17 protein-coding genes are annotated in these 19,638 nt (G+C 71.9%); 6 read left to right on the forward strand and 11 right to left on the reverse strand.

Annotation, left to right across the window (positions count from 1 at the left end):
- Nucleotides 1-53: 53 nt before the first annotated feature.
- Nucleotides 54-794, forward strand: coding sequence for a GNAT family N-acetyltransferase (locus tag BSZ37_RS14655; RefSeq protein ID WP_179299661.1), 741 nt, complete (start codon nucleotides 54-56; stop codon nucleotides 792-794).
- Between the two features lie 32 nt (nucleotides 795-826).
- Here the strand turns inward: BSZ37_RS14655 and BSZ37_RS14660 are convergent, their stop codons facing one another.
- A complete protein-coding gene (locus BSZ37_RS14660) occupies nucleotides 827-2,089 on the reverse strand; it encodes a Glu/Leu/Phe/Val family dehydrogenase (RefSeq protein WP_095511274.1) in 1,263 nt (420 codons plus the stop codon).
- 123 nt (nucleotides 2,090-2,212) lie between these two features.
- On the opposite strand from BSZ37_RS14660, the gene BSZ37_RS14665 reads away from it, so the two are divergent.
- Nucleotides 2,213-2,719, forward strand: a complete 507-nt coding sequence (locus BSZ37_RS14665; RefSeq protein ID WP_095511275.1) for a hypothetical protein — start codon at nucleotides 2,213-2,215, stop codon at nucleotides 2,717-2,719.
- Between the two features lie 41 nt (nucleotides 2,720-2,760).
- Here the strand turns inward: BSZ37_RS14665 and BSZ37_RS14670 are convergent, their stop codons facing one another.
- The 5 genes from BSZ37_RS14670 to BSZ37_RS14690 are packed head-to-tail and all read right to left on the reverse strand — an operon-like array spanning nucleotide 2,761 to nucleotide 11,177.
- A complete protein-coding gene (locus BSZ37_RS14670) occupies nucleotides 2,761-5,496 on the reverse strand; it encodes an alpha-amylase family glycosyl hydrolase (protein ID WP_095511276.1) in 2,736 nt (911 codons plus the stop codon).
- A gap of 54 nt (nucleotides 5,497-5,550) precedes the next feature.
- Nucleotides 5,551-6,402 carry a methyltransferase domain-containing protein gene (locus BSZ37_RS14675; protein ID WP_095511277.1) on the reverse strand — a complete coding sequence of 284 codons (852 nt, stop codon included), beginning with the start codon at nucleotides 6,400-6,402 and terminating at the stop codon, nucleotides 5,551-5,553.
- Between the two features lie 37 nt (nucleotides 6,403-6,439).
- Nucleotides 6,440-7,669, reverse strand: a complete 1,230-nt coding sequence (serA, locus tag BSZ37_RS14680; protein WP_095511278.1) for a phosphoglycerate dehydrogenase — start codon at nucleotides 7,667-7,669, stop codon at nucleotides 6,440-6,442.
- A 53-nt stretch (nucleotides 7,670-7,722) separates the two neighbouring features.
- Nucleotides 7,723-8,799: an RDD family protein gene (locus tag BSZ37_RS22390; protein WP_218830513.1), complete on the reverse strand. Its 1,077-nt coding sequence runs from the start codon at nucleotides 8,797-8,799 to the stop codon at nucleotides 7,723-7,725.
- Between the two features lie 8 nt (nucleotides 8,800-8,807).
- Nucleotides 8,808-11,177, reverse strand: a complete 2,370-nt coding sequence (locus BSZ37_RS14690; protein ID WP_095511279.1) for an ATP-dependent helicase — start codon at nucleotides 11,175-11,177, stop codon at nucleotides 8,808-8,810.
- Between the two features lie 158 nt (nucleotides 11,178-11,335).
- On the opposite strand from BSZ37_RS14690, the gene dps reads away from it, so the two are divergent.
- Together dps and BSZ37_RS14700 are read left to right on the forward strand one after the other, a co-directional pair.
- The gene (gene dps, locus BSZ37_RS14695; RefSeq protein ID WP_095511280.1) at nucleotides 11,336-11,902 is read left to right on the forward strand and encodes a DNA starvation/stationary phase protection protein Dps; all 567 of its coding nucleotides are present in this window, start codon (nucleotides 11,336-11,338) and stop codon (nucleotides 11,900-11,902) included.
- A 109-nt stretch (nucleotides 11,903-12,011) separates the two neighbouring features.
- Nucleotides 12,012-12,905 (forward strand): peptidoglycan recognition protein family protein, encoded by an 894-nt coding sequence (locus BSZ37_RS14700; protein ID WP_095511281.1) that lies wholly within the window; start codon nucleotides 12,012-12,014, stop codon nucleotides 12,903-12,905.
- A 3-nt stretch (nucleotides 12,906-12,908) separates the two neighbouring features.
- Here BSZ37_RS14700 and BSZ37_RS14705 read toward each other — a convergent pair whose 3' ends face one another.
- The 5 genes from BSZ37_RS14705 to BSZ37_RS14725 form a co-directional block, all read right to left on the reverse strand.
- Nucleotides 12,909-14,213 carry a carboxypeptidase-like regulatory domain-containing protein gene (locus BSZ37_RS14705; RefSeq protein ID WP_179299662.1) on the reverse strand — a complete coding sequence of 435 codons (1,305 nt, stop codon included), beginning with the start codon at nucleotides 14,211-14,213 and terminating at the stop codon, nucleotides 12,909-12,911.
- Between the two features lie 58 nt (nucleotides 14,214-14,271).
- Entirely contained in the window at nucleotides 14,272-14,931 is a 660-nt protein-coding gene (locus BSZ37_RS14710) for a fumarylacetoacetate hydrolase family protein (protein ID WP_095511283.1), read from the reverse strand.
- A 97-nt stretch (nucleotides 14,932-15,028) separates the two neighbouring features.
- Entirely contained in the window at nucleotides 15,029-15,538 is a 510-nt protein-coding gene (locus tag BSZ37_RS14715; protein WP_095511284.1) for an HNH endonuclease, read from the reverse strand.
- A gap of 183 nt (nucleotides 15,539-15,721) precedes the next feature.
- A complete protein-coding gene (locus BSZ37_RS14720) occupies nucleotides 15,722-16,171 on the reverse strand; it encodes a DUF2147 domain-containing protein (protein WP_143537676.1) in 450 nt (149 codons plus the stop codon).
- 137 nt (nucleotides 16,172-16,308) lie between these two features.
- A complete protein-coding gene (locus BSZ37_RS14725; RefSeq protein ID WP_095511286.1) occupies nucleotides 16,309-17,754 on the reverse strand; it encodes a YfcC family protein in 1,446 nt (481 codons plus the stop codon).
- Between the two features lie 66 nt (nucleotides 17,755-17,820).
- Between BSZ37_RS14725 and BSZ37_RS14730 the strand changes: the two genes are divergently transcribed.
- Entirely contained in the window at nucleotides 17,821-18,795 is a 975-nt protein-coding gene (locus BSZ37_RS14730; protein ID WP_095511287.1) for a tetratricopeptide repeat protein, read from the forward strand.
- Nucleotides 18,796-18,806: 11 nt separating this feature from the next.
- Nucleotides 18,807-19,589: a DUF4292 domain-containing protein gene (locus BSZ37_RS14735; RefSeq protein WP_095511288.1), complete on the forward strand. Its 783-nt coding sequence runs from the start codon at nucleotides 18,807-18,809 to the stop codon at nucleotides 19,587-19,589.
- Nucleotides 19,590-19,638: the final 49 nt, after the last annotated feature.

The raw sequence follows: 19,638 nt of genomic DNA on the forward strand, positions 1-19,638 counted from the left end.
ACGGCGCGTGGTCGGCCGCCGTCCCCGTCTTCGAAAAGCGGCGCGGGCCGTTTGTGGCGGCGGCCCTCCCGCCCGTCTGCCCCGTCCATCGGCCGCTCCTGGCGGCGCCGCTCCGCGAGACGGACACGCACGACCGGACGTCGCCGCTCGACCGGCTCCTCCTCCGCCTCGACGCCGAGGTGGACCAGGCCACTTTCGCACTCGGCGACGAAGACCTCCGGCCCTACACCTGGGCCGGCTGGACGGTCTCGCCCCGGTCCACCTACCGCCTCGCGCTCGGCGAGAACGACGTCCTCCCCGGGTACTCGTCGTCGACCCGCCGGACGGTGCGGCGGGAGACCGAGGCGTTCGACTTCGTCGTCGGCCCCGAGTTCGCCGCCGACGCGGTCCGCCTGATGATGGAGGGCTACAAGCGTCACGGCACTGACCTCGGGCTCGATCCCCAGCGCCTCGTGCGGCTCGCGGGGGCGTTCGACGAGGCCGGGCTCGCGCGGACGTTCGCGGCTCGCCGGGGCGGCGTCACCGAGGCCGCCTTCGTGGCCCCGAGCGATGGGCGGACGGCGACGTACTGGATCGCCGGCAGCGAGCCCGGGCCGGCCATGACGGTCCTCCTCACGCACGCGCTCCGCCAGCTCGCAGCGGAGGGCGTCGCCGCGTTCGACTTCGGGGGCGCCAACACGCCGCCCATCGCGGAGTTCAAGCGCCAGTTCGGCCCGTCGCTCGCGCCGGCACCGATCGCACGTCGGGAGATGCACCCCGCACTCCGGCTCGCCAAGCGGCTGACCGGTCGCTGACTCGGTCCGCCTCGGCGTCGAGGTGGGCGGGGCTAGAGCGAACCGCGGAGCTTCTCGGCGGTGACGACGCGGCCGATGGCGAGCGCGAAGGCGGCCTCGCGCATCGTCGAGCCGAGCTCCTTCTGCTTCTCCGCGACGTCGTGGTAGGCCTTGAGGAGGATGTTCTCCAGCCGGTCGTTCACGTTCTCGAGGCTCCAGCGGTACTGCTGGAAGTTCTGGCTCCACTCGAAGTAGCTCACGATCACGCCGCCCGCGTTCGCGAGGATGTCGGGGACGACGATCACGCCGCGCTCCCGAAGCGCCTCGTCGGCGCGAGGCGTCACGGGGAGGTTGGCGCCCTCCACCACGAGGTTGGCCTGGACGGTGTGGACGTTGTCGATGTGGATCGCGCTCTCGATGGCGGCCGGGATGAGCACGTCGCACTCGACGCCCATGAACTCGTCGCCGGAGACGGCATCGGCGCCGTCGTAGCCGCGGAGGGTCCGGTCGCCACCCTCGCGGTTGACGTACGCCACGAGGCCGTCGAGGTCGAGGCCGTCGGCCTTGTAGTAGCCGCCGGTGTGGTCGCTCACCGCGACGACCGTCGCACCGCGCTCGGCCAACAGGAGCGCCGCGTTCATGCCCACGTTGCCGAAGCCCTGGACGGCCACGCGGAGGTCACCGGGGACCTTGCCGAGGTGGTCCCGCGCGGCGGCCAACGTCACGAGCATGACGCCGCGGCCCGTCGCCTGCTCGCGGCCGGGGCTCCCGCCGAGCTCGAGCGGCTTGCCAGTCACGACGGCCGGGTTGTACCCGTGCTGCCGTCCGTACTGGTCGACGATCCAGGCCATCGTCTGGGCGTTCGTGCCCATGTCGGGCGCCGGGACGTCGCGGTTGGGGCCGAGGATGAGATGGATCCGCGAGATGTAGCGCCGCGTGACGTGCTCGAGCTCGCGCGTCGTGAGGTCCGGCGGGTTCACGTTCACGCCGCCCTTGCCGCCCCCGAACGGGACGTCGACGAGCGCCGTCTTGTAGGTCATCGTCTCGGCCAGGGCCCGGACCTCCTGCTCGTCGACGAGCGACGAGAACCGGATGCCGCCCTTGAACGGCCCGCGCGCCCCGTTGTGCTGGATGCGGTAGCCGATGAATGTCGTGAACGAGCCGTCCTCGCGGTAGAGCGGGACCTCGACCTTCATCTCGCGGAACGGCGTCCGGATGAGCTTGCGCCACTCGGGGCTGAGGTCGAGGAGGTCAGCGGCGCGCTCGAAGTTGCCGGAGGCGATCTCGTAGGCGGAGACCTTGGGGACTGCGGACATGGGGGCAGGTCGGGGAGAAGGGACCGCAAGGTCGGAAGCGCTCCCGAGCCGTGCCACTCTCATTTCGGTGCGCCCCGACGCGTCCGAACTGCGGAGGGACCGGCGACCTCTCCCCTGCTCCCCATGCCGCGACTCCTCGTCCTCGCCGCCCTCGCCCTCCTCCTCTCGGCCCCGGCCGAGGCGCAGATCCGCGACTCGCTCCTCTGGTTCCGCGCCGGCATCATGTTCGAGACCGTCGACGGCGGCCCCGGGCGGGCCGTCTGGAAGGCGCCCGCCAACGCGCCCGCCGCCCGGTCGATCTCGTTCGGCCAAGGCCGTCGGTTCTCGCCGCCGATCGAGCTCCGGTACCTGGACTCGCTCTACGTCGGGTCCGGCCGAGTCCCCGGGGCGGACCGAGTCTCCGCCGTCCGGGTCCAGATGAGTAGCGGCACGCTCACCGTCCGCGCGCCGCAGGGCGGGTGGGACGAAGGCGTCGCCGCGGCCCGCGCCGTGTTCGAGCCGAACGACGCGAACGCGCAGCAGGCCGAGGTCCGCGTGTGGACCGACATGCGGCCGGGCGAGGCCCAGTTCAACATCGGGATGCCGCCGTCGTTCGCGTCGGGCTGGGACGTCGGGCGCGGCGGGCGCTGACCGGCGCCCTGTGGCCGCCCCGCCTCGGCGCCGAGGCGGGGCTACTCGCGAACCATCACGACGACGCCCTTCGGCTCGACCACGACGGACGTCGGGCTCCCGCCCACAACGGAGACCGTGTCCGGCACCTCACCGTCGAGCGCGACGATCGCATCCTCCGCCGTCGAGCGGGCGACAGTCCGCCAGGACCCGTCCGGCGCGTCGACCTCGATCTGGACGCGCTGATCGCCTCCGTTGATGCCGACCAGCACCCGGCCGCCGACGAGGTACGCGAGGACACGTCCGTCCTCCCCGTAAAACGGGCGGACCCACCCCTCCGGCACGGCCTCGCCGACCCGGAACACCTCGCCGGCCTCCGACAGCCGGAGCGCGATGAGCCCCTCCCACCAGTCGAACATCTCGGCGTGATCGACCGGGCCCTCCCGGTTGCCGACGGTCTCCCAGAGGAAAGCGTTCGCCGCGCGGAGGTTGTAGGTGTCGCCGCGGCCCTTGATGTAGATCGGTGCGACCGCCATCTCGGTCCGCTCCCACTCGCCGTCGATCTCCCCGGGCAGCGACGCGAGGCCCTTCGAGCGCGCGATCTCCGTCCCGCCGTGCATCACGACGGGGCCGAGGGAGGTCAATAACAACGTCGCCGCGATCCGCATCTCGGCGGCACGGACGCCCTCCCTGCCGTCCCACGCGCAGTCGCCCGTCTGGCACGACGCGAAGCGATCCGCGAGGGCCCAGTTGTCGTGGATGTCGAGGTAGTTGATGCCGGCGTTCGGCGTCGGCTCCTCGGGGTAGGCGTTGGCGACGCCCACAAGCGCGGCCTCGCGCGCCTCGGGGTCGCCGCCGGCGAACCCGCGGGAGCTCGGGGCCGGCGTCGGGTCGTCGAGCGGCGAGCCCTTGAACGCGTTGCGGGCCTCGTCCTGGAAGAAGGTGATGGGCGAGTCGGCCTTGTACCAGTCCCAAGACGGGTTCGCCTCGTAGTCGGGGTCGTTCGACCCGATCCACGGCTCGCCGTAGATCAGGACGTCCTCGCCCAGCTCGGCCTGGAGCCAGCGGAGCGTCTGCTCGTCGGTCTGCCCCGCGAGGTCGATCCGGAAGCCGTCGATGCCGAACACCTCGACGAGTTGGCGGAGTTGGTCGAGCAGCCAGCGCTGCACGAACGGCCGGTTTTCCGACTTCACTTCGTTGCCGAACGCTCCGATGTGGTTGCCGTCGTCGTCGAGCCGGTAGTAGTACCACTTGTCGATCCCGTTGAAGGTCAGGAGTTGCTCGACGCCCTCCATGTTCTCGCCCGTGTGGTTGAACACGACGTCGACCACGACGGCGATGCCGCGCTCGTGGAATGCGTCGACGAGGTCGCGGAGCCGCTCGCGCTCGTGGCCCGGCTCGTCGCCCTCGGAGCGGAACCGGCTCTCGATGGCGAGCGCGTGGGTCGTCCGGTAGCCCCACTGGTAGTTCTCCTTGGCGATGCCTTGCTCCTGCATGAACGGGTCGTCGGCGAAGGCCGCCTGCCACGCGTCGTCGGGGTAGTGCAGAAACTCCTGGACGGGCATGAGGTGGACCACGTTGACGCCGAGGCGCTCGACGTAGTCGATCCCGACCGGCTCGCCGCGGCTATTGGTGAGGCCAGGTATCGCGAACGCCTCGAGGGGCCCGACCCCCTCCGGCACCGGGAGTTCGTCGGTCGCGTCCTGGAGGTGGACCTCCCAGGCGACGACGTCCTCCATTGCTGGGCGCCCGCCCGCGACGGGCTGCGGGGGCTCGAAGTCGTCGCGCCAGATCCGGGCGCGGCCCCACGAGTCGTCGGAGACGAGCGCGTACGGGTCGGAGACGGTCTCTCCGGTCTGGTTCGTAAACGCGGAGCCGGGGCCGCCGGGGCCGTAGACCGAGAAATCGTACCACGTCCCGGGCAGGTCCCCGCGGACCCGGGCGTGCCAGACGCTGCCCTGTCTAGGGGACAGCGCGTGCCGGGCCACCTCCGGTCCCGTACGGGACTCGTACAGGTGAACGACTACCGAATCGGCCCGGGGTGCGAAGAGGCGAACGTCGTGAGCGGAGGCGCACCCGATCGCACAGTCCGGGTTGCCGCCACAGCAGTCGGAGGGCGCCACGCCGAGCGGGACGTCGCTCGCCACGTCCCGCCACAGCCCGTCGAACCGGGCCATCGCCCGCACCGTGCCCGCCTCGGTGTCGGCCTCGACGTAGTGGACCTGGTCCGGGTCGAGGGGAGCGCTCGTGAGCAGGGCCGTCTCCGCCTCGTGGGGCGTCAGGCCCGTCACGGCCACGGGTTCCCCGTCCCACCGCTCGACGCGGTAGGCCTCCGCCGCGAGCGGCCGGGCGGCCCCCTCGACTCGGACCCACACAGCGTTCTCCCCGCGGAGCTCGGCCACCAGGCGCGTCGGGACCTCGCCGAACCGATAAATGAGGTTGCCGCCCGCGACATTGGCTGCCCCGGCAGGAGGGTCGAGCCAGCTCCCGTCGGCGCGGAACTTGAACGGCGTGGCCGGCCCGAGGCGGGCCGCCTCGGCCTCGACGGCCAGCGTCCACAGGCCGGCGTCGCCCGGGGCCAACTGCCACTCGGCCTCGGCGTCGTTCGTGCTCCACGCCCGGAACGGGCCAGTCACGACGACGCGGTCGGGGCTCAGACCGTACAGCGCCGGGTCGAACACGAAGACGACCTCGTCGCCACGGTCCGCGTAGCCCCGGAGCCGGTCGGCATCGGAGGGCTGCGCGTGGGCGGTGGTGGCGAGCAGGACGAGGACGAGAAGCGGAGCGACTGTCGGCATCGAGGAACGCGAGCGCGGGGGCCGGAAAGTAAGCGCTTCCACTCTCGCTCCCTCCTACCCCGGCTTTCGCGCGACGAACACCCCGTAGCGCATCGCGCCCGTCCGGTAGGCGAGCACGAGACGGAGAATCGTCCACACGAACGCGCGGTCGCGCTGGGACGCGTCGCGGAGGTAGCCTCGATAGCGGGCGTCCGCGAGGAGACCTCGGGCGACGCGCCGGGCGACGCGCGTCCACGTCGGGGCGACGGCGCGGCTCCAGTCCTCCTCGCGCTCGACCTCGAGGCCGGCGTCGCGGAGCCAGCCGAGATTCTCGGCGGCCGTGCCGAGGCCGGCGAGGCGGCCCTCGCGGCAGATCGGCTCGAGGAGGTGGCGAACCTCCCACTCGCGCGGCGACGGACCGGCCATCCACACGCACAGCACGAACCGGCCGCCGGGCCGCAGCACCCGGGCCGCCTCGGTGAACACGCGGGGCCGGTCGGGCATGTGCGTCGTGCTCTCGACGGCCCACGCCGCGTCGAAGGCGCCGTCGGGCAGGTCGTTCGCCAGCCAGTTGCGGACGAGGACCGTCGGCGCCGTTCCACCCGGCGGTGCCGGCCGCTGGCGGGCGACGGCAGCCTGGGCCTCGGACAGCGTGAGCCCGGTCACGAGGGCGCCGCGAGCCGCCCCAAGGTGGGCCGTCCCGCCGTACCCGCAGCCGACATCGACGGCGCGGGTGCCCTCCCCCACCCCGGCCGCGTTGAGGACCCACAGCGCCAGCGCCTCGGTGGCGTCCTCGACCGACTCGCGTCCCGTCTCGAACAACCCGTGGTGGACGTGCTCGCCCCACACCTCGCGGTAGAACGCGTCGAGCTCGTCGTAGTGGCCGTCGACGGCGTGAGGAGCGAACGGGGTTCGGGGGACGATCACGGCGGTCTGGGCGAGACCGCCAAGATCGAGCGCCGGCCTAGAACAGCACGCGTGTGCGGATCGTCCCCTCGACCTCGCGGAGCGCCTCCTGCGCGTCCTCCGACGCCCGCTGGTCCACGTCGGTCACGACGTAGCCGAGCTCGCCGCGGGTCTGGAGGTATTGCGCGTCGACGTTGGCGCCGAGGTCGGAGAACACACGGTTCACGGCCGCCATCACGCCCGGCACGTTGCGGTGGACATGCAGGATCCGGTGGCAGTCGGGGTGCGGCGGGAGCGCGACCTCGGGGAAGTTGACCGACGTCATCGTGCTCCCGTTGTCGCTGTAGCGGACGAGCTTGCCGGCGACCTCGGCCCCGATGTTCTGCTGCGCCTCGACCGTCGAGCCGCCGACGTGCGGCGTGAGGAGCGCGCGGTCGACGCCCTGGAGCGGCGTCGCGAACGGGTCGTCGTTCGACGTCGGCTCGGTCGGGTACACGTCGACGGCCGCCCCAGCGAGCATCCCGCCGTCGAGCGCCGCCGCGAGGGCCTCGAGGTCGACGACGGTCCCGCGCGAGGCGTTGATGAGGACGGCGTCCCGCTTCATGCGCGCGATCTGGTCCTCGCCGATGAGCCCGCGCGTCTGCTCCGTGTCGGGTACGTGGAGCGTGACCACGTCGGCCTCGGCGAGGAGGTCGTCGAGGCCGGGCACGGGGTGGGCGTTGCCGAGCGGGAGCACGTCGGCTGTGTCGTGGAACAGGACGCGCATCCCCAGGCCCTCGGCGAGGACCGACAGCTGCTTCCCGATGTTGCCGTAGCCGACGATCCCGAGCGTCTTGCCCCGGATCTCGCGGCTCGTCCCGACGCTCTTGGCCCACTCGCCGCGGTGGGCCTTCGCGTTCTTCTCGGGCACGCCCCGGAGCAACAGGATCGCCTCCGCCAGCACGAGCTCGGCGACCGACCGCGTGTTCGAGAACGGTGCGTTGAACACGGCCACGCCGTGCCGACTGGCCGCGTCCAGGTCGATCTGGTTCGTCCCGATGCAGAAGGCGCCGACGGCGACCAGCTTCTCGGCCGCTGCCAGCACGTCGGCCGTCAACTGTGTCCGCGAGCGGATGCCGAGAAAGTGGACGTCGCGGACGAGGCCGGGGAGGTCGGCCTCCTCGACGGTCCCCTTCAGGCTCTCGACGTGGTCGTAGCCGGCGTCGGCGAACGTCTCGACGGCGTTCTCGTGGATGCCCTCCAGCAGGAGGATCTTGATCTTGTCCTTGTTGAGTGACGTGTTCGCCATCGGGGAGGTGCGCGGAGACGGGATCCCCAAGGTCGCACGGTTGGCCGTCCGCGTCAGGCGTCGGAACCGGTTCCGAGCGGAGGATCGGATGGAGTCTCGACGCGGAGCGGCGTCATCGGGTCCGCCATTCGGATCACGACGGTCCCCGCGATCTTGTCCTCGACGCCCTGCCGGTTCGGGTCCCAGAGCACCTGCGCGAACCCGACGAGCCCCGTCACGATGGCCGCCGCGTATCCGCCGAACCGCTCGAACGCGTTCCACAGGGACAGCGGCCGGCCGTCGAGGCGGACCACGCGGATCCCGAGGAGCCGCTTCCCGGGCGTGTATCCGCCCCACCACGCCAGCGTGAGCGTGAAGTAGACGCCGATCCAGCCGAGGGAGAGCCCGAAGTCGGCGCCGAACGCGCGCACGGAGCGCATGAAGCTCGGGGACTCGATCGCCTCGCGGAGGTCGTCGACCTCGTCGTCCAGGTCGTCGGCGCGGTCGTCGAGCGCCGCGTTGCGGGCGTGGAGTCGGGCGACCTCGGCGCCCGCGACGACCGGCGTCACGGTCTCGCGGAGGCTGTCGACGGCGAGCGTGTCGCCCGCGGCGAGCGCGTCGGCGAGGGCCCGGAGGTCGCGCTCGGCGGCCGTGCGCTCCTCCGCGCTGAGCGTGTCCGACGCCGCATTCCCGAGGGCATCGCTCAGTTCGACGTCGATGCCCGCCTCGGTGAGCCCGCGGTCGAGGCCGGCCATGCCGGGGACGTCGTCGAGGTCCTGGGGTCCGTAGGCGTAGCTCTCGTCCGAGCCAGGGCCCCCGTAGGTCTCCAGCGAGTCGCCGCCCGAGTCGATGAGCCCGTAGGCGATGCCGAACAGGATGAGCGCGCCGACGCCGACGAGCGCGCCGCGGACCGCCCGCCGGAACGGGTGGCGGCTCCCGCGCCGCATCGCGACGAGGAAGAACAGGATCGCCGCCGCCAGCGCCGCCGCGCCGGGCCCGCCGAGGGCGGTGACCAGTCCGGCCAGCAGGAGGTCGATGCCGAGCGCCGCGGCCCGCCGCGCCGGCGTCGCCAGCCGGACGCCGAGGAGGTCCGGGGCAATCCGGAAGGCCGTGGGAGTGACCCGGTCGCGAGGGTCGTCGAGGCGGGCCACCTCCGCCGCTACCCGACGACTTGAAGCCGCGCGAACGCCAGCTTCAGCTTCTTCATCCCGACCGACTTGAAGTTGACCGTCGCCGCGGCCCGCTCCCCCGCCCCCTCGATCGAGATCACCTTCCCATTGCCGAACGACTTGTGGTGGACCTGGACGCCCGGGACGATCTGGGCCTCGCCCTCGTCGTAGACGATCGTCCTCTCGCCGCGCGCGGCCTCGACGGTCTTGGTCCGCGGGCGCGTCTTCCCGTCGTCGGGCCGGAGCGACTGCTTCCAGTAGTTCGGGTCCATCTTCCCGTAGTCGCCGAACCCGCCGTCCGACGTCTGGAACCGGCCGCGGCGGCTCTCGAACTTGCCCCCCGACTCGGTGCGGAGCAGGTCCTCCCCGTCCAGTTCGTCGAGGAACCGGGAGCGGACGCTCGACTGCTGGTCCCCGTAGCGGTAGCGGCTCCGGGCGTAGGTCAGGAAGAGGGCCTCCTCGGCCCGCGTCACACCGACGTAGAGGAGCCGGCGCTCCTCCTCGAGCTCCGTCGCGTCCTGGGCGGCCTTGGCGAGCGGGAACAGCCCTTCCTCGAGCCCGGTCACGAACACGACCTTGAACTCGAGGCCCTTCGACGCGTGGAGCGTCATGAGCGTCACGCGGTTCTCGTCGTCCGAGAGCCGGTCGACGTCGGCCACCAGGCTGACCTCCTGGAGGAACTCGGAGAGCGTCCGCGGCTCGCCCGTCGGGTCGCCCCCGGCGAACTCGGCGACGGCGTTGAGGAGCTCGTGGACGTTCTCGAGCCGCGCGAGGGCCTCGGGCGTGTTCTGGTCGCGGAGGTCCTGGAGCAGCCCGGTCTCCTGGATGAACTCGCGGGCGAGCTCGTCGGCCGGCGCCGTCCCCGCCTTCGAGGCGAACCGCGAGACGAGGAAGCCGAACCCCTCGACGGCCTTCGACGCGCGAGCGCTGAGGCCCGCGCCGCCCGGGTCCTGGACGGCCTGCCAGAGCGCCACGCGGTGCTCCGTCGCGTAGTCGCGGAGTTGGTCGATGGTCTTCGCCCCGACCCCACGCGTCGGCGTGTTGATGACGCGGAGCAGCGAGGCCTCGTCGGTCGGGTTGACGGCGAGGCGGAGGTAGGCGAGCGCGTCCTTGATCTCCTTGCGTTGGTAGAAGCTCGTCCCGCCGACCATCCGGTACGGGATGCCGCCCCGCCGGAGCGCCTCCTCGATCGACCGCGACTGAGCGTTCGTCCGGTACAGCACGGCCACGTCGCTCCACGAGATGCCGGTGCGGGAGCGGATGTCGCGGATGGTCCGCTCGACCTTTTGGGCCTCGTCGCGCTCGCTCAGGGCCTCCATCAGGACGATCGGGTCGCCCTCGTCGTTGTCGGTCCAGAGCGTCTTGTCGAGCTGCTTCGCGTTCCCCTTGATGACGGCGTCCGCGAGGCGGACGATCCGCTGGGTGCTCCGGTAGTTCTGCTCGAGTCGGATTTCCTTCGCGCCCGGGTAGTCCTTCTGGAACGAGAGGATGTTCTGGATGTCGGCCCCGCGGAAGGCGTAGATCGACTGGGCGTCGTCGCCGACGACGCAGAGGTTGTGGTGGTCGGCCGCGAGGAGCTTGGCGAGGACGTACTGCGTCCGGTTGGTGTCCTGGTACTCGTCGATGTGGAGGAATCGCCAGCGGCGCTGGTACTCCTTGAGGATGTCCGGATGCTGCTCGAAGAGGCGGATGGGCCAGCCGAGCAGGTCGTCGAAGTCCATCGCGTTGGCCTTCCGGAGCGCGGCGGCGTAGGGCGTGTACAGCTTCGAGGCGGCCTCGGTGAACGGGTCCCCCGCCAGTCGGGCGTACTCGTCGGGCCCGACCATGGCGTTCTTCGCGCTCGAGATCGCGCTCCGCACCGACCGCGGCGTGACGCGCTTCGGGTCGATCCCGTACCGCGTCATGAGCTCCTTGATCAAGCGCTCCGTGTCGTCGGAGTCGTAGATCGTGAAGTCGCGCGAGAACCCGATGTGGTCGGCCTCCCTGCGGAGGACGCGGGCGAAGATGGAGTGGAACGTCCCGATCCACATCCCCTTGGCCTCGTCGCCCACGAGGTCGACCACGCGCGACCGCATCTCGCGGGCGGCCTTGTTGGTGAACGTGAGCGCGAGGATCTGGCTCGGCCACGCCTGCTTCGACGCCAGGAGGTAGGCGATCCGGTGCGTGAGCGTCCGCGTTTTTCCAGAGCCCGGCCCCGCGATGATCATGACCGGGCCCTCGGTCGTCCGGGCCGCCTCGGCCTGGACGGGGTTGAGCCCTCCCAAGAGGGCCTCGGCCTCCGAGCGGTCCGCCTCGGTGGGCTGGCGGGGGGAGGCGGAGGGGGTACGGTCGGGGTCGGGTCGGAGAGCGAACGTCTTCATCGGATCGGAGTCGGCTGCCGAAACCTAGCGCCGATGAGGGCCCGACCCGGTGAAGACGCGGACGCCCCGTAGGGCGCCCCCGCAGACACGGGGGCTTCACGGATCTGCCCCTCCCAGCCCCGGTTGAACGACGGCCCCCTCTCCACTCTCCCCCTCTCATGGCTGCCACCAGCAAGACCGCCCAGATCCCGTACTCCACCCGCCTCGACATCGCCGAGGACGACCGGCACAAGCTGGTCACGATGCTCAACGAGACGCTCGCGGCGACCTCCGACCTGTACTCCCAGACGAAGCAGGCCCACTGGAACGTCAAGGGCAAGGACTTCTACCAGCTCCACCTCCTCTACGACGAGCTCGCCGAGAAGCTCGAGGAGCCGCTCGACCTCGTCGCCGAGCGGATCGTCCTCCTCGGCGGCTACGCGTACGGCACGGTCCGGATGGCCGCCGAGGCGAGCCCGATCGCCCCGTTCCCGGGCACCGACCAGGAGGGCGACCAGGACACGTTCAACGACCCGTCGTTCCTGACCACGCTCGCCGACCGCTGGGCCCAGTACGCCGACCACATCCGCGAGATGGACAAGAAGGCCGACGACATCGGTGACCCCGGCACGGCCGACCTCTACGACCAGATCATCCACATCGCCGAGCGAGGGACGTGGTTCATCGAGGGCCACCTCCAGCGGTATCACGGCGGGCTGAAGGAAGAGGGCCAGGACCCGAAGTAGCGTCCGTACCCGACCCGAGTCGCACGACAGGGTTGAACATTTCGAGGCGGGCAGGCCCTTGCAGGTTTGCCCGCCTCGTGTACGTTCTGGGGCACCCTTCCGAGGACCCATGCCTGCCCCCTCGATCGACGCCCTCTCGCTCCGCCTGCCCCGCGGCCAGTACGTCGACCGCCCCGAGCCCAAGGATCTCGTCGTGATGCACCACACGGCGGGCGGCTCGGCGGCCTCCAGCGTGAGCTGGTGGCGGCAAACCGACGTGCGCGTCGCGACCGCCTACATCATCGAGCGGGACGGGACCATCTACGAGTGCTTCGACCCCGGGCTCTGGGCCTACCATCTCGGCGCGAGCATCCAGTCGCTCGAAGAGCGGTCGATCGGGATCGAGCTCGCGAACTGGGGCGGGCTGAAGCACGACGGAGCGACATACCGCACGTGGTCCGGCGCCGAGATCCCGAAGACGGCGGTCCACGACCACGGCCGGAGCTGGCGCGGCTTCCGCTACTACGAGGCGTACCCGAAGGCCCAGCTCGACGCGGCGATCGCCCTCGCCGCTCACCTCGTCGAGCGGTTCGGGATCGCCCCCGACGTGGCGCCTGCCCAGCTCGGCTCGCCCGACGTCACGCGCTTCCGCAAGTACCGGGGGGTCGTCGCGCACCACCACGTCCGGGCCGACAAGTCGGACATCAGCCCGGCCTTTCCGTGGGACCGCCTGACGGACGAGATCGAGGCCCTCGCGTCCGATCCCGACGTCCCGCCCCCCGCGCCGCAGGTGCCCAAAAAGTCGCTCGGCGTCGGCGACGGCGGCGACCGCGTGGTCCTCCTCCAGAAGCGGCTCGCCGAGATGGGCTACAACGTCGGCCCGGCAGACGGCGACTTCGGCCCGCGGACGCTCGCGGCCGTCCTCGCTGCACAGCGCGACGCCGGTCTCCTGGCCGACGGCATCGTCGGGCCGCAGACGGCCGCGACGCTCGGCCTCTCGTGGCCCGACCTCGACGACGCCTGACCGCTACGGGTCGTCGTCCCCTTCGAGTTCACCGGCACCGAACAGCTTGAGTGCGGCGCCGAAGATGCCGCCGAGTTGAAGCCCCTCCTGTGGAATGAGGAGGTCCGACCACCTGGACTGCTCGACCCACTCGGACGTCGCGGCGACAGATTCGAGGCTGTCGAGCGGGAGCATGCCGCGGCCCGCGCGGAACACCTCATAGCCCGCGTACGCCCCGCGCGGGTTCCGGTACCGCCGCCCGAGGCGGGCCGCCTCGCCGCGGACGCCGGGCAGGACGAGGTCGAGGACCGTCTGCTGCCGGAAGCCGACGGTCGGGACCCGATTGCCCGTAAGGGTGACTGACACCGTCCCTTCCCGCTCGAACGTGTGGGGGAGCCACACCGAATCCCGAAGGGCCTCGTCAGTCCAGGCCGATCGGTAGTCCCAGCGGTACGCCGCGTCGAAAAAGTCGACGGAGCCGCCGGGCACGAAGTCAGCCCGGAGGTCGGCCTCGGCGATGACGAGGAGCGTGTCGACGACGCGGATCCGCCCGGCGAGGAGGCCAGGGCGCCGCGGGATGACGGCGAGGTCGAGGAACCGGTGGCCGTCCCGCTCGATCGTCTCCCCGAGGCGGAAGGCGTAGAAGTCGAGCGCGTTGGGGTTCGTGGGCGACGGCACGACCTGCCCGTCGAGGACCAGGGCGTCCTCGAAGTAGAGGTCCGGGATCGGCCCCATCCGCGCCCACCGGAACGGGCCACCGAAGGGCCGCCGCCGTCGGGCGACGACTTCCTCCTGGAGCCCCCAGCCCCGATTCCAAGACAGGTTCGAGACCGTCTCCTCAAGCCCGATGGCGACGGGCCGCACGTCGGTCACACCGTCGCGCGTCAGGAGGAGCCGCGAGTAGCCCTCGGCAGCGTAGGCCCCCATCCGGGCCGCCAGCTCCTGCCGGCGCCGCAGGAGGCGTCGCCACAAGACCTCGCCCGGCGGCTCGCCCGTCACCTCCACCTCGCCCAGCACGAACGGCGCCGGCGACAGGCGGACGTCGCGGCGAACGACGCCCGCGCGCACGTCGGCCTGTGTGATCACGACCTGGGCCCCGGCGTAGCCGACGAACCGGACGAGGACCGTGTCGGGCAACGACGGGAGCGCGAGTCGTAGGCGCCCGTCGGCGTCGGCGGAGGCGCCGCGGTCGGTCCCCATCACCTGCGCCGTCGCCCCGGGCAGCGGCGCCCCGGACCGGGCGTCGCGGACCGTGGCGTCTAGCTGGACCTCTTGCGCCTGAACCGCCCCGATGGCGAAGCAGAGGAGAGCGAGACGGACGAGGCGCAAGAGGCGGAGCGGGGATCGAGACGGCCTCAACGGCGGACGCCGGCCCGTGGTGCCCCGGCTAGTCCGCGGCGCGGACCGTCACCGTCAGCGACGGGAGGCCGGTCGCGGTCGCCACCAGCGTTTCCCCGGGGTGGACGGGCCCGACGCCCTCGGGCGTGCCCGTGTAGATGAGGTCGCCCGGCTCCAGCGTGAACACCGACGACAAGAACGACACGATGCGGGCGACCGAGTAGATCATCAGCCCGGTCGACCCCTTCTGACGGACCTCCCCGTCGATCTCGAGCGCGACCTCGATGGCCTGCGGATCCGAGACCTCCGAGGCCGGCACGAGCGCGCCGAGCGGGGCGAACGTGTCGAAGCCCTTGGCCACGCTCCACGGCTTGCCGCCCTTCTTCGCGTCCGATTGCAGGTCGCGCGCCGTCATGTCGAGGCCCACGGCGTAGGCCGCGACGTGGGCGAGGGCGTCCGCCTCGGGGATCTCCTTGCCGCCCTCCCCCATCACGGCCACCAACTCCACCTCGTGGTGGACGTCGGCCGACTGGCGCGGGATCACGATCTCCCCGCCGTCGGGGATCAGCGCCGTCGACGGCTTGAGGAACGCGACCGGGTCGTCGGTCCCCGTCCCGCCCATCTCGATGGCGTGGGCGACGTAGTTCTTGCCGATGCAGAGGACCTTGCCGGGCCGCACCTCGCGGCCGTCGGGGAGAGTCAATGTCATGTCGAATCGGTTGAGGGGTGAGGTCAGAAGGGCGGGCCCCGCCGGACTGGGGAGCTCAAACTTCGCCCGATCTGACCTCACCCGATCTGACTTTTTCCTAGGCCGCGAACAGGAACGGCTTCCACGACTCCTCCCCCGTGCCGATGAGGTCGCGCATGTACATCACGTGGCTCGGGCGGAACGGGCGCTTCCGCATCGCGAGGCCGGCCTCGTCTGGCGTCCGGTTGCCCTTGCGGTTGTTGCAGGGCGTGCAGGCCGCGACAAGGTTTTCCCACGAGTCCGGCCCGCCGCGCGACTTTGGGAGGACGTGGTCGATCGTGAGCCGCTCGGCCGCGCCGCAGTACACGCAGCGGTGACCGTCCCGCCGGAGCACGTTGCGCCGGGTGAGCAGCACCTTCCGGTACGGCACGCGGACGTAGCGCTTGAGCCGGACCACGCTCGGCCACGGGTACGACGCCCGCGTCGACCGGAGCGCCCGGTCGGACCGCGCGGCGACCATCTCGGCCTTCTGCAAGAACACGAGACCCACGGCCCGCTCGACGCTGCAGACCGACAAGGCCTGGTAGTCCTGGTTCAGGACCAGGACGTGACCGCCGAGCGTGCTCATGGCGAGCCCGCCTCGGTGCGGGCGGCCGGCGGCCTGGAGTCGTGGGGGGACGACGTTGGGAAGTCGGGGGTGCGGCTGGCGGCCGGCACCGTCGCCGGACGCCCCATGATGATACGAAGAAGCCCCCCGGCCGCAAGCGCAGCCGGAGGGCCCTAATGCATCCCTAACGCGGGACGCGGCCGGCTACTGGCAGTTCGAGGTCGGCACGCGACGCCACGTCTGCGAGCGCCCGAGCGCCCGGATGCCGAGATACCCGCGGAGGTACAGCCGATCGCTGTTGCCCTCCATCAAGTTCATCACGGCGTTGTACGACCGGCCGCTCTTGGGGTCGACGATGCTGCCGCCCTCGTACCTGTCGCCGTCGGCCCGGAAGCCGCTCATGATCCGCTCATTGCGGAGGACGCGGCCGTCGAACCGATCAGCGCAGTCGACGCAGCGTCCGCCGTTGACGGTGAGCCGGACGATGTCGCCGACCTTGGTGCTGCCCTCGTCGTAGATCTTGACGTAGGACTTGACGGTGCCGTCCTCGTCGTCGACGGTGGCCCAGCAGCCGTTGACGGACTGGGCGAAGGCGGGGGCGGCGAGGACGAAGAGCGCCGCGGCGCCGAGCGTGCGGATCAGGAGTCGGGACATCGTGTGCGGGGAGGGTGGGAAGACCGGGGTCGTCGGAGAGAAGTCAAGCGCCGTGCCAGCGTCGTGGCGCGGCCCAGCGAAGAACGCGTGCGGGAGCGCTTCCGTGCCCACCAGTTTACACCGTTCACCGGCCCCCGTCACGCGTAGCCGACGGCGACGGCGATCGTGAGGACGACGACGCCGAGCGCGAACAGCCCGATCTGCAGCGGGAGAATCCACCGCGCCCACGTCGGCCAGGGCACGCGCGCGAGCGAGAGGACGCCCATCAGGACCGGGCTGGTGGGGATGATCATGTTCGTGAACCCGTCGCCCATCTGGAACGCGAGAACGGCCGTCTGGCGGCTCACCCCGACGAGGTCCGCGAGCGGCGCCATGAGCGGCATCGTGAGCGCGGCCTGCCCGCTCCCTGAAGGGACGAAAAAGTTGATCGCCGTCTGGATCCCGAACATCGCCGAGGCGGCCACGGTGGCGCCGGCCCCGCCCAGCCCGGACGCCAGGGCGTTGAGGATCGTGTCCACCACCTGACCATCTTGGAGGACGACGAGGATCCCCCGCGCCAGGCCGATGATGACGGCCGTCGGCGCGAGGTCGCGGACGCCGGCCATGAACGCCTTCGCCGTCCCGTTCCCCCCCAGCCCGCCGACGGCGCCGAGGACGGCGGCCAGCGCCACGAAGAGGGCCGCGATCTCGACGATGTACCACCCGGCCGTGAGCACGCCCGTCACGAGGGCGACGATGCCGAGGGCGAACGCCAGCAGCACGGCGCCGTGGCGGCCGGTGAACGCCGCGCCCTCCGCGTCGAGCGCCCGCATGGGCTCCACGTCGAGCCCGTGCATGGGACTGCTCGTCGCGTCGCGCCGGACCCGCCGCGCGTGCCACATCACGAAGCCGGTGACGATGGCCGTGACCACGATCCACAGCCCGACGCGGAACGCGAGCCCGCTGAACAGGGCGACGCCCGCGATCCCCTGCGCCACGCCGACCGTGAACGGGTTCAGGAACGCCGCCGCGAACCCGGCCCCCGAGCCGAGGAACGGGATCGCCGCGCCCGTGATGGCATCGTAGCCGAGCGCGAGCGCGAGCGGGACGAAGATGAGGACGAACGGGATCGTCTCCTCCGACATTCCAAATACGGCCCCGCCGAGCGAGAACACGGCGATGAAGAGTGGGATCAGCAACAGATCCAAGACTGGCGACCGCTCGGCCCCGGCGACGACGCGCCGCAGCGCGGCGTCCACGGCCCCCGTCTCCGTGAGCACGGCGAACGCGCCGCCCACGAGGAGGACGAACGCGATGATCGGCGCCGCGTCCTCGTCGATGAACCCCAGGATCGGCGCCTTGAAGATCATGGCGACGCTGTGGACCACACGTGCGCCCAGGTCACTCCCCTCGCGCTCGATCCGCTCGTAGGAGCCCGGCACGACGACCTCTCGGGTGCCGACTCCCTCCACCTCGATCTCATTGCGGGCGAACTCCCCCGGGGGGACGATCCAGGTCAGCAGGGCCGCGAGGACGATGATGCCGAACAGGATCAGCGTCGTGTCAGGTGCGCGGAAGCGGGGCGTCGGGGCGTCGTCGGGCATCGGGCGGAGTACGAACCGCCTGGAAGCTAGCGTTCGGCCGGCCCCGACCCGTGCGATCTTCCGCCCATGCGCCGCGCCCCCCTCCTCCTGCTCCTCCTGACGACGGCGGCCACGGCCCAGAGCGGGGTCGACGCGCGGCTGGAGGGCCGTTTCGTCCGCGCCCTCACGGCGGTCGCGATCGAGGACTACGAGACGGCCCGCGAGACGCTCGACCAGATCCTCGAGACGACGCCTGGCGACGCGAGCGTCCTCGCCGTCCGCGCTGAAGTCGCGACGGGGCTCGGCGCGACGGCCGACGCGGTCTACTATGCCCGCCGCGCCACCGAGGCGGCCCCGGACGACGCCGCGGCTTGGCTCGCCTTCTCCGCCGCCCTCCTCGACGCCGGCCAGCTCCGCGAGGCCGCGGACGCCGCGGGCCGCGCCGTCACGATCGACCCCCACGACCTCGACGCGCTCACGTCGGCCGCGGAGATCGCCGCCCGGCTCGGCGACCCCGCCGCCGAGCGCGACGCCCTCACGACCCTGGTCCGCGTCGGCGACACGGCGGCGGCGCGGCTCCGTCTGTCGACGCTGGCCGAGCGGGCCGGCGACCGCGACGAGGCCCTCGCTCAGGCCCGGGCCGCCGCCCGTCTCGCCCCGACCGAGCCCGCTGTCGCCCGCCGTCTGTCGGACCTGCAGGGCACCGACCGCCCGGCTCCCCCCGCCTCGGGTGCCGAGGCGGGCGAGGCCGACGACGTCGACGCGCTCCTCGCCCTGATCGACGCCGACCCGCGGCGCGTCGACCTCTGGGCGCAGGCGCTCGACGCCCTCGCCGCCTCCGCCGACCCCCGCGCCGGGGCGACGGCCGATGACGCGCTCCTCCTCTTCCCGAGCGTCCCCGCCGTGCTCGCCGCGGCCGCCGAGGCCTACGCCGCCGCCGGCCGGGCCGACGACGCTCGGGCCACGGCACAGCGCGGGCTCGCCGCCCTCGACCTTCTCGGCGACGACCTCCCGGACGCCGACGCGCTCCGGCTCCGCCTCGACGCCGTCCTCTCCCGCTAGTCCCCTCCCCTGTGATCGCCCGTCTCTCGCTCCTCGCCGCGCTGCTCCTGGCCGGCTGCGTCCCCACCGGCCCGCTCGTCACCGACGCGCCCGGCGACGAGCAAGCCGCCGGCTTCCCGAACCACACGGCCGAGCAGATCGTCGCCGAGGTCGCCGCGTCGGTGGCGCCGGTGCTAAGCGTCGCAGCCGACGGGGACCTCCGGATCGTGCAGGGCGGGAGCGACCAGAGCGCATCGTTCAGCCTCCGCAGCCGTCTCGGCGACAGCACGACGGTCGTCGTCCGCGGCCCGCTCGGCATCACGGTCGCCCGCGGCCTCGTCACGTCCGACTCCGTGTTCGTGTCGAACCAACTCCAGGACGAGTTCATCCTCGGCCCGCTCTCGGCCGCCGACGCGTTCGTGCCCGGCGCCAGCGAGGACGCCCGGGTCGTCCGCGCCGCCCTCGGCCTCCTCGTCCCAGAGGCCGACGTAGCCTGGACGCGGACGGTCCAAGCCCGGACCTACCAACTCACGGGGCGGCTCCCCGGTGGCACAGGCACCCGGGCGTACACGATCGACCCGGCCCTCTGGCGCGTCGTCCGCGTGGTGGACTTCGGGCCGGACGGGCGGCAAGCCGGCCTCCAGCAGGTCGACGCGTTCGACACCGTCGACGGCGTCGTGCTGCCCCGCCAGGTTCGATTGGAGAGCACGGACACGCAGATCGAGTTGGAGCATCGGCGTCTGCAGGTCAACCCGCCCGACCTCCGGCTTCGGTTCTCCCGCCCGGAGGGCTACGAGGTCATCGAGATCCAGTAGGCTCGCCGCGCTCGCGGGACGGGGCAGAGCGAACGGACGTCGGCGCCTC

It is taken from the genome of Rubrivirga marina (genome assembly GCF_002283365.1).
In the GTDB taxonomy this organism is placed as follows: domain Bacteria; phylum Bacteroidota; class Rhodothermia; order Rhodothermales; family Rubricoccaceae; genus Rubrivirga; species Rubrivirga marina.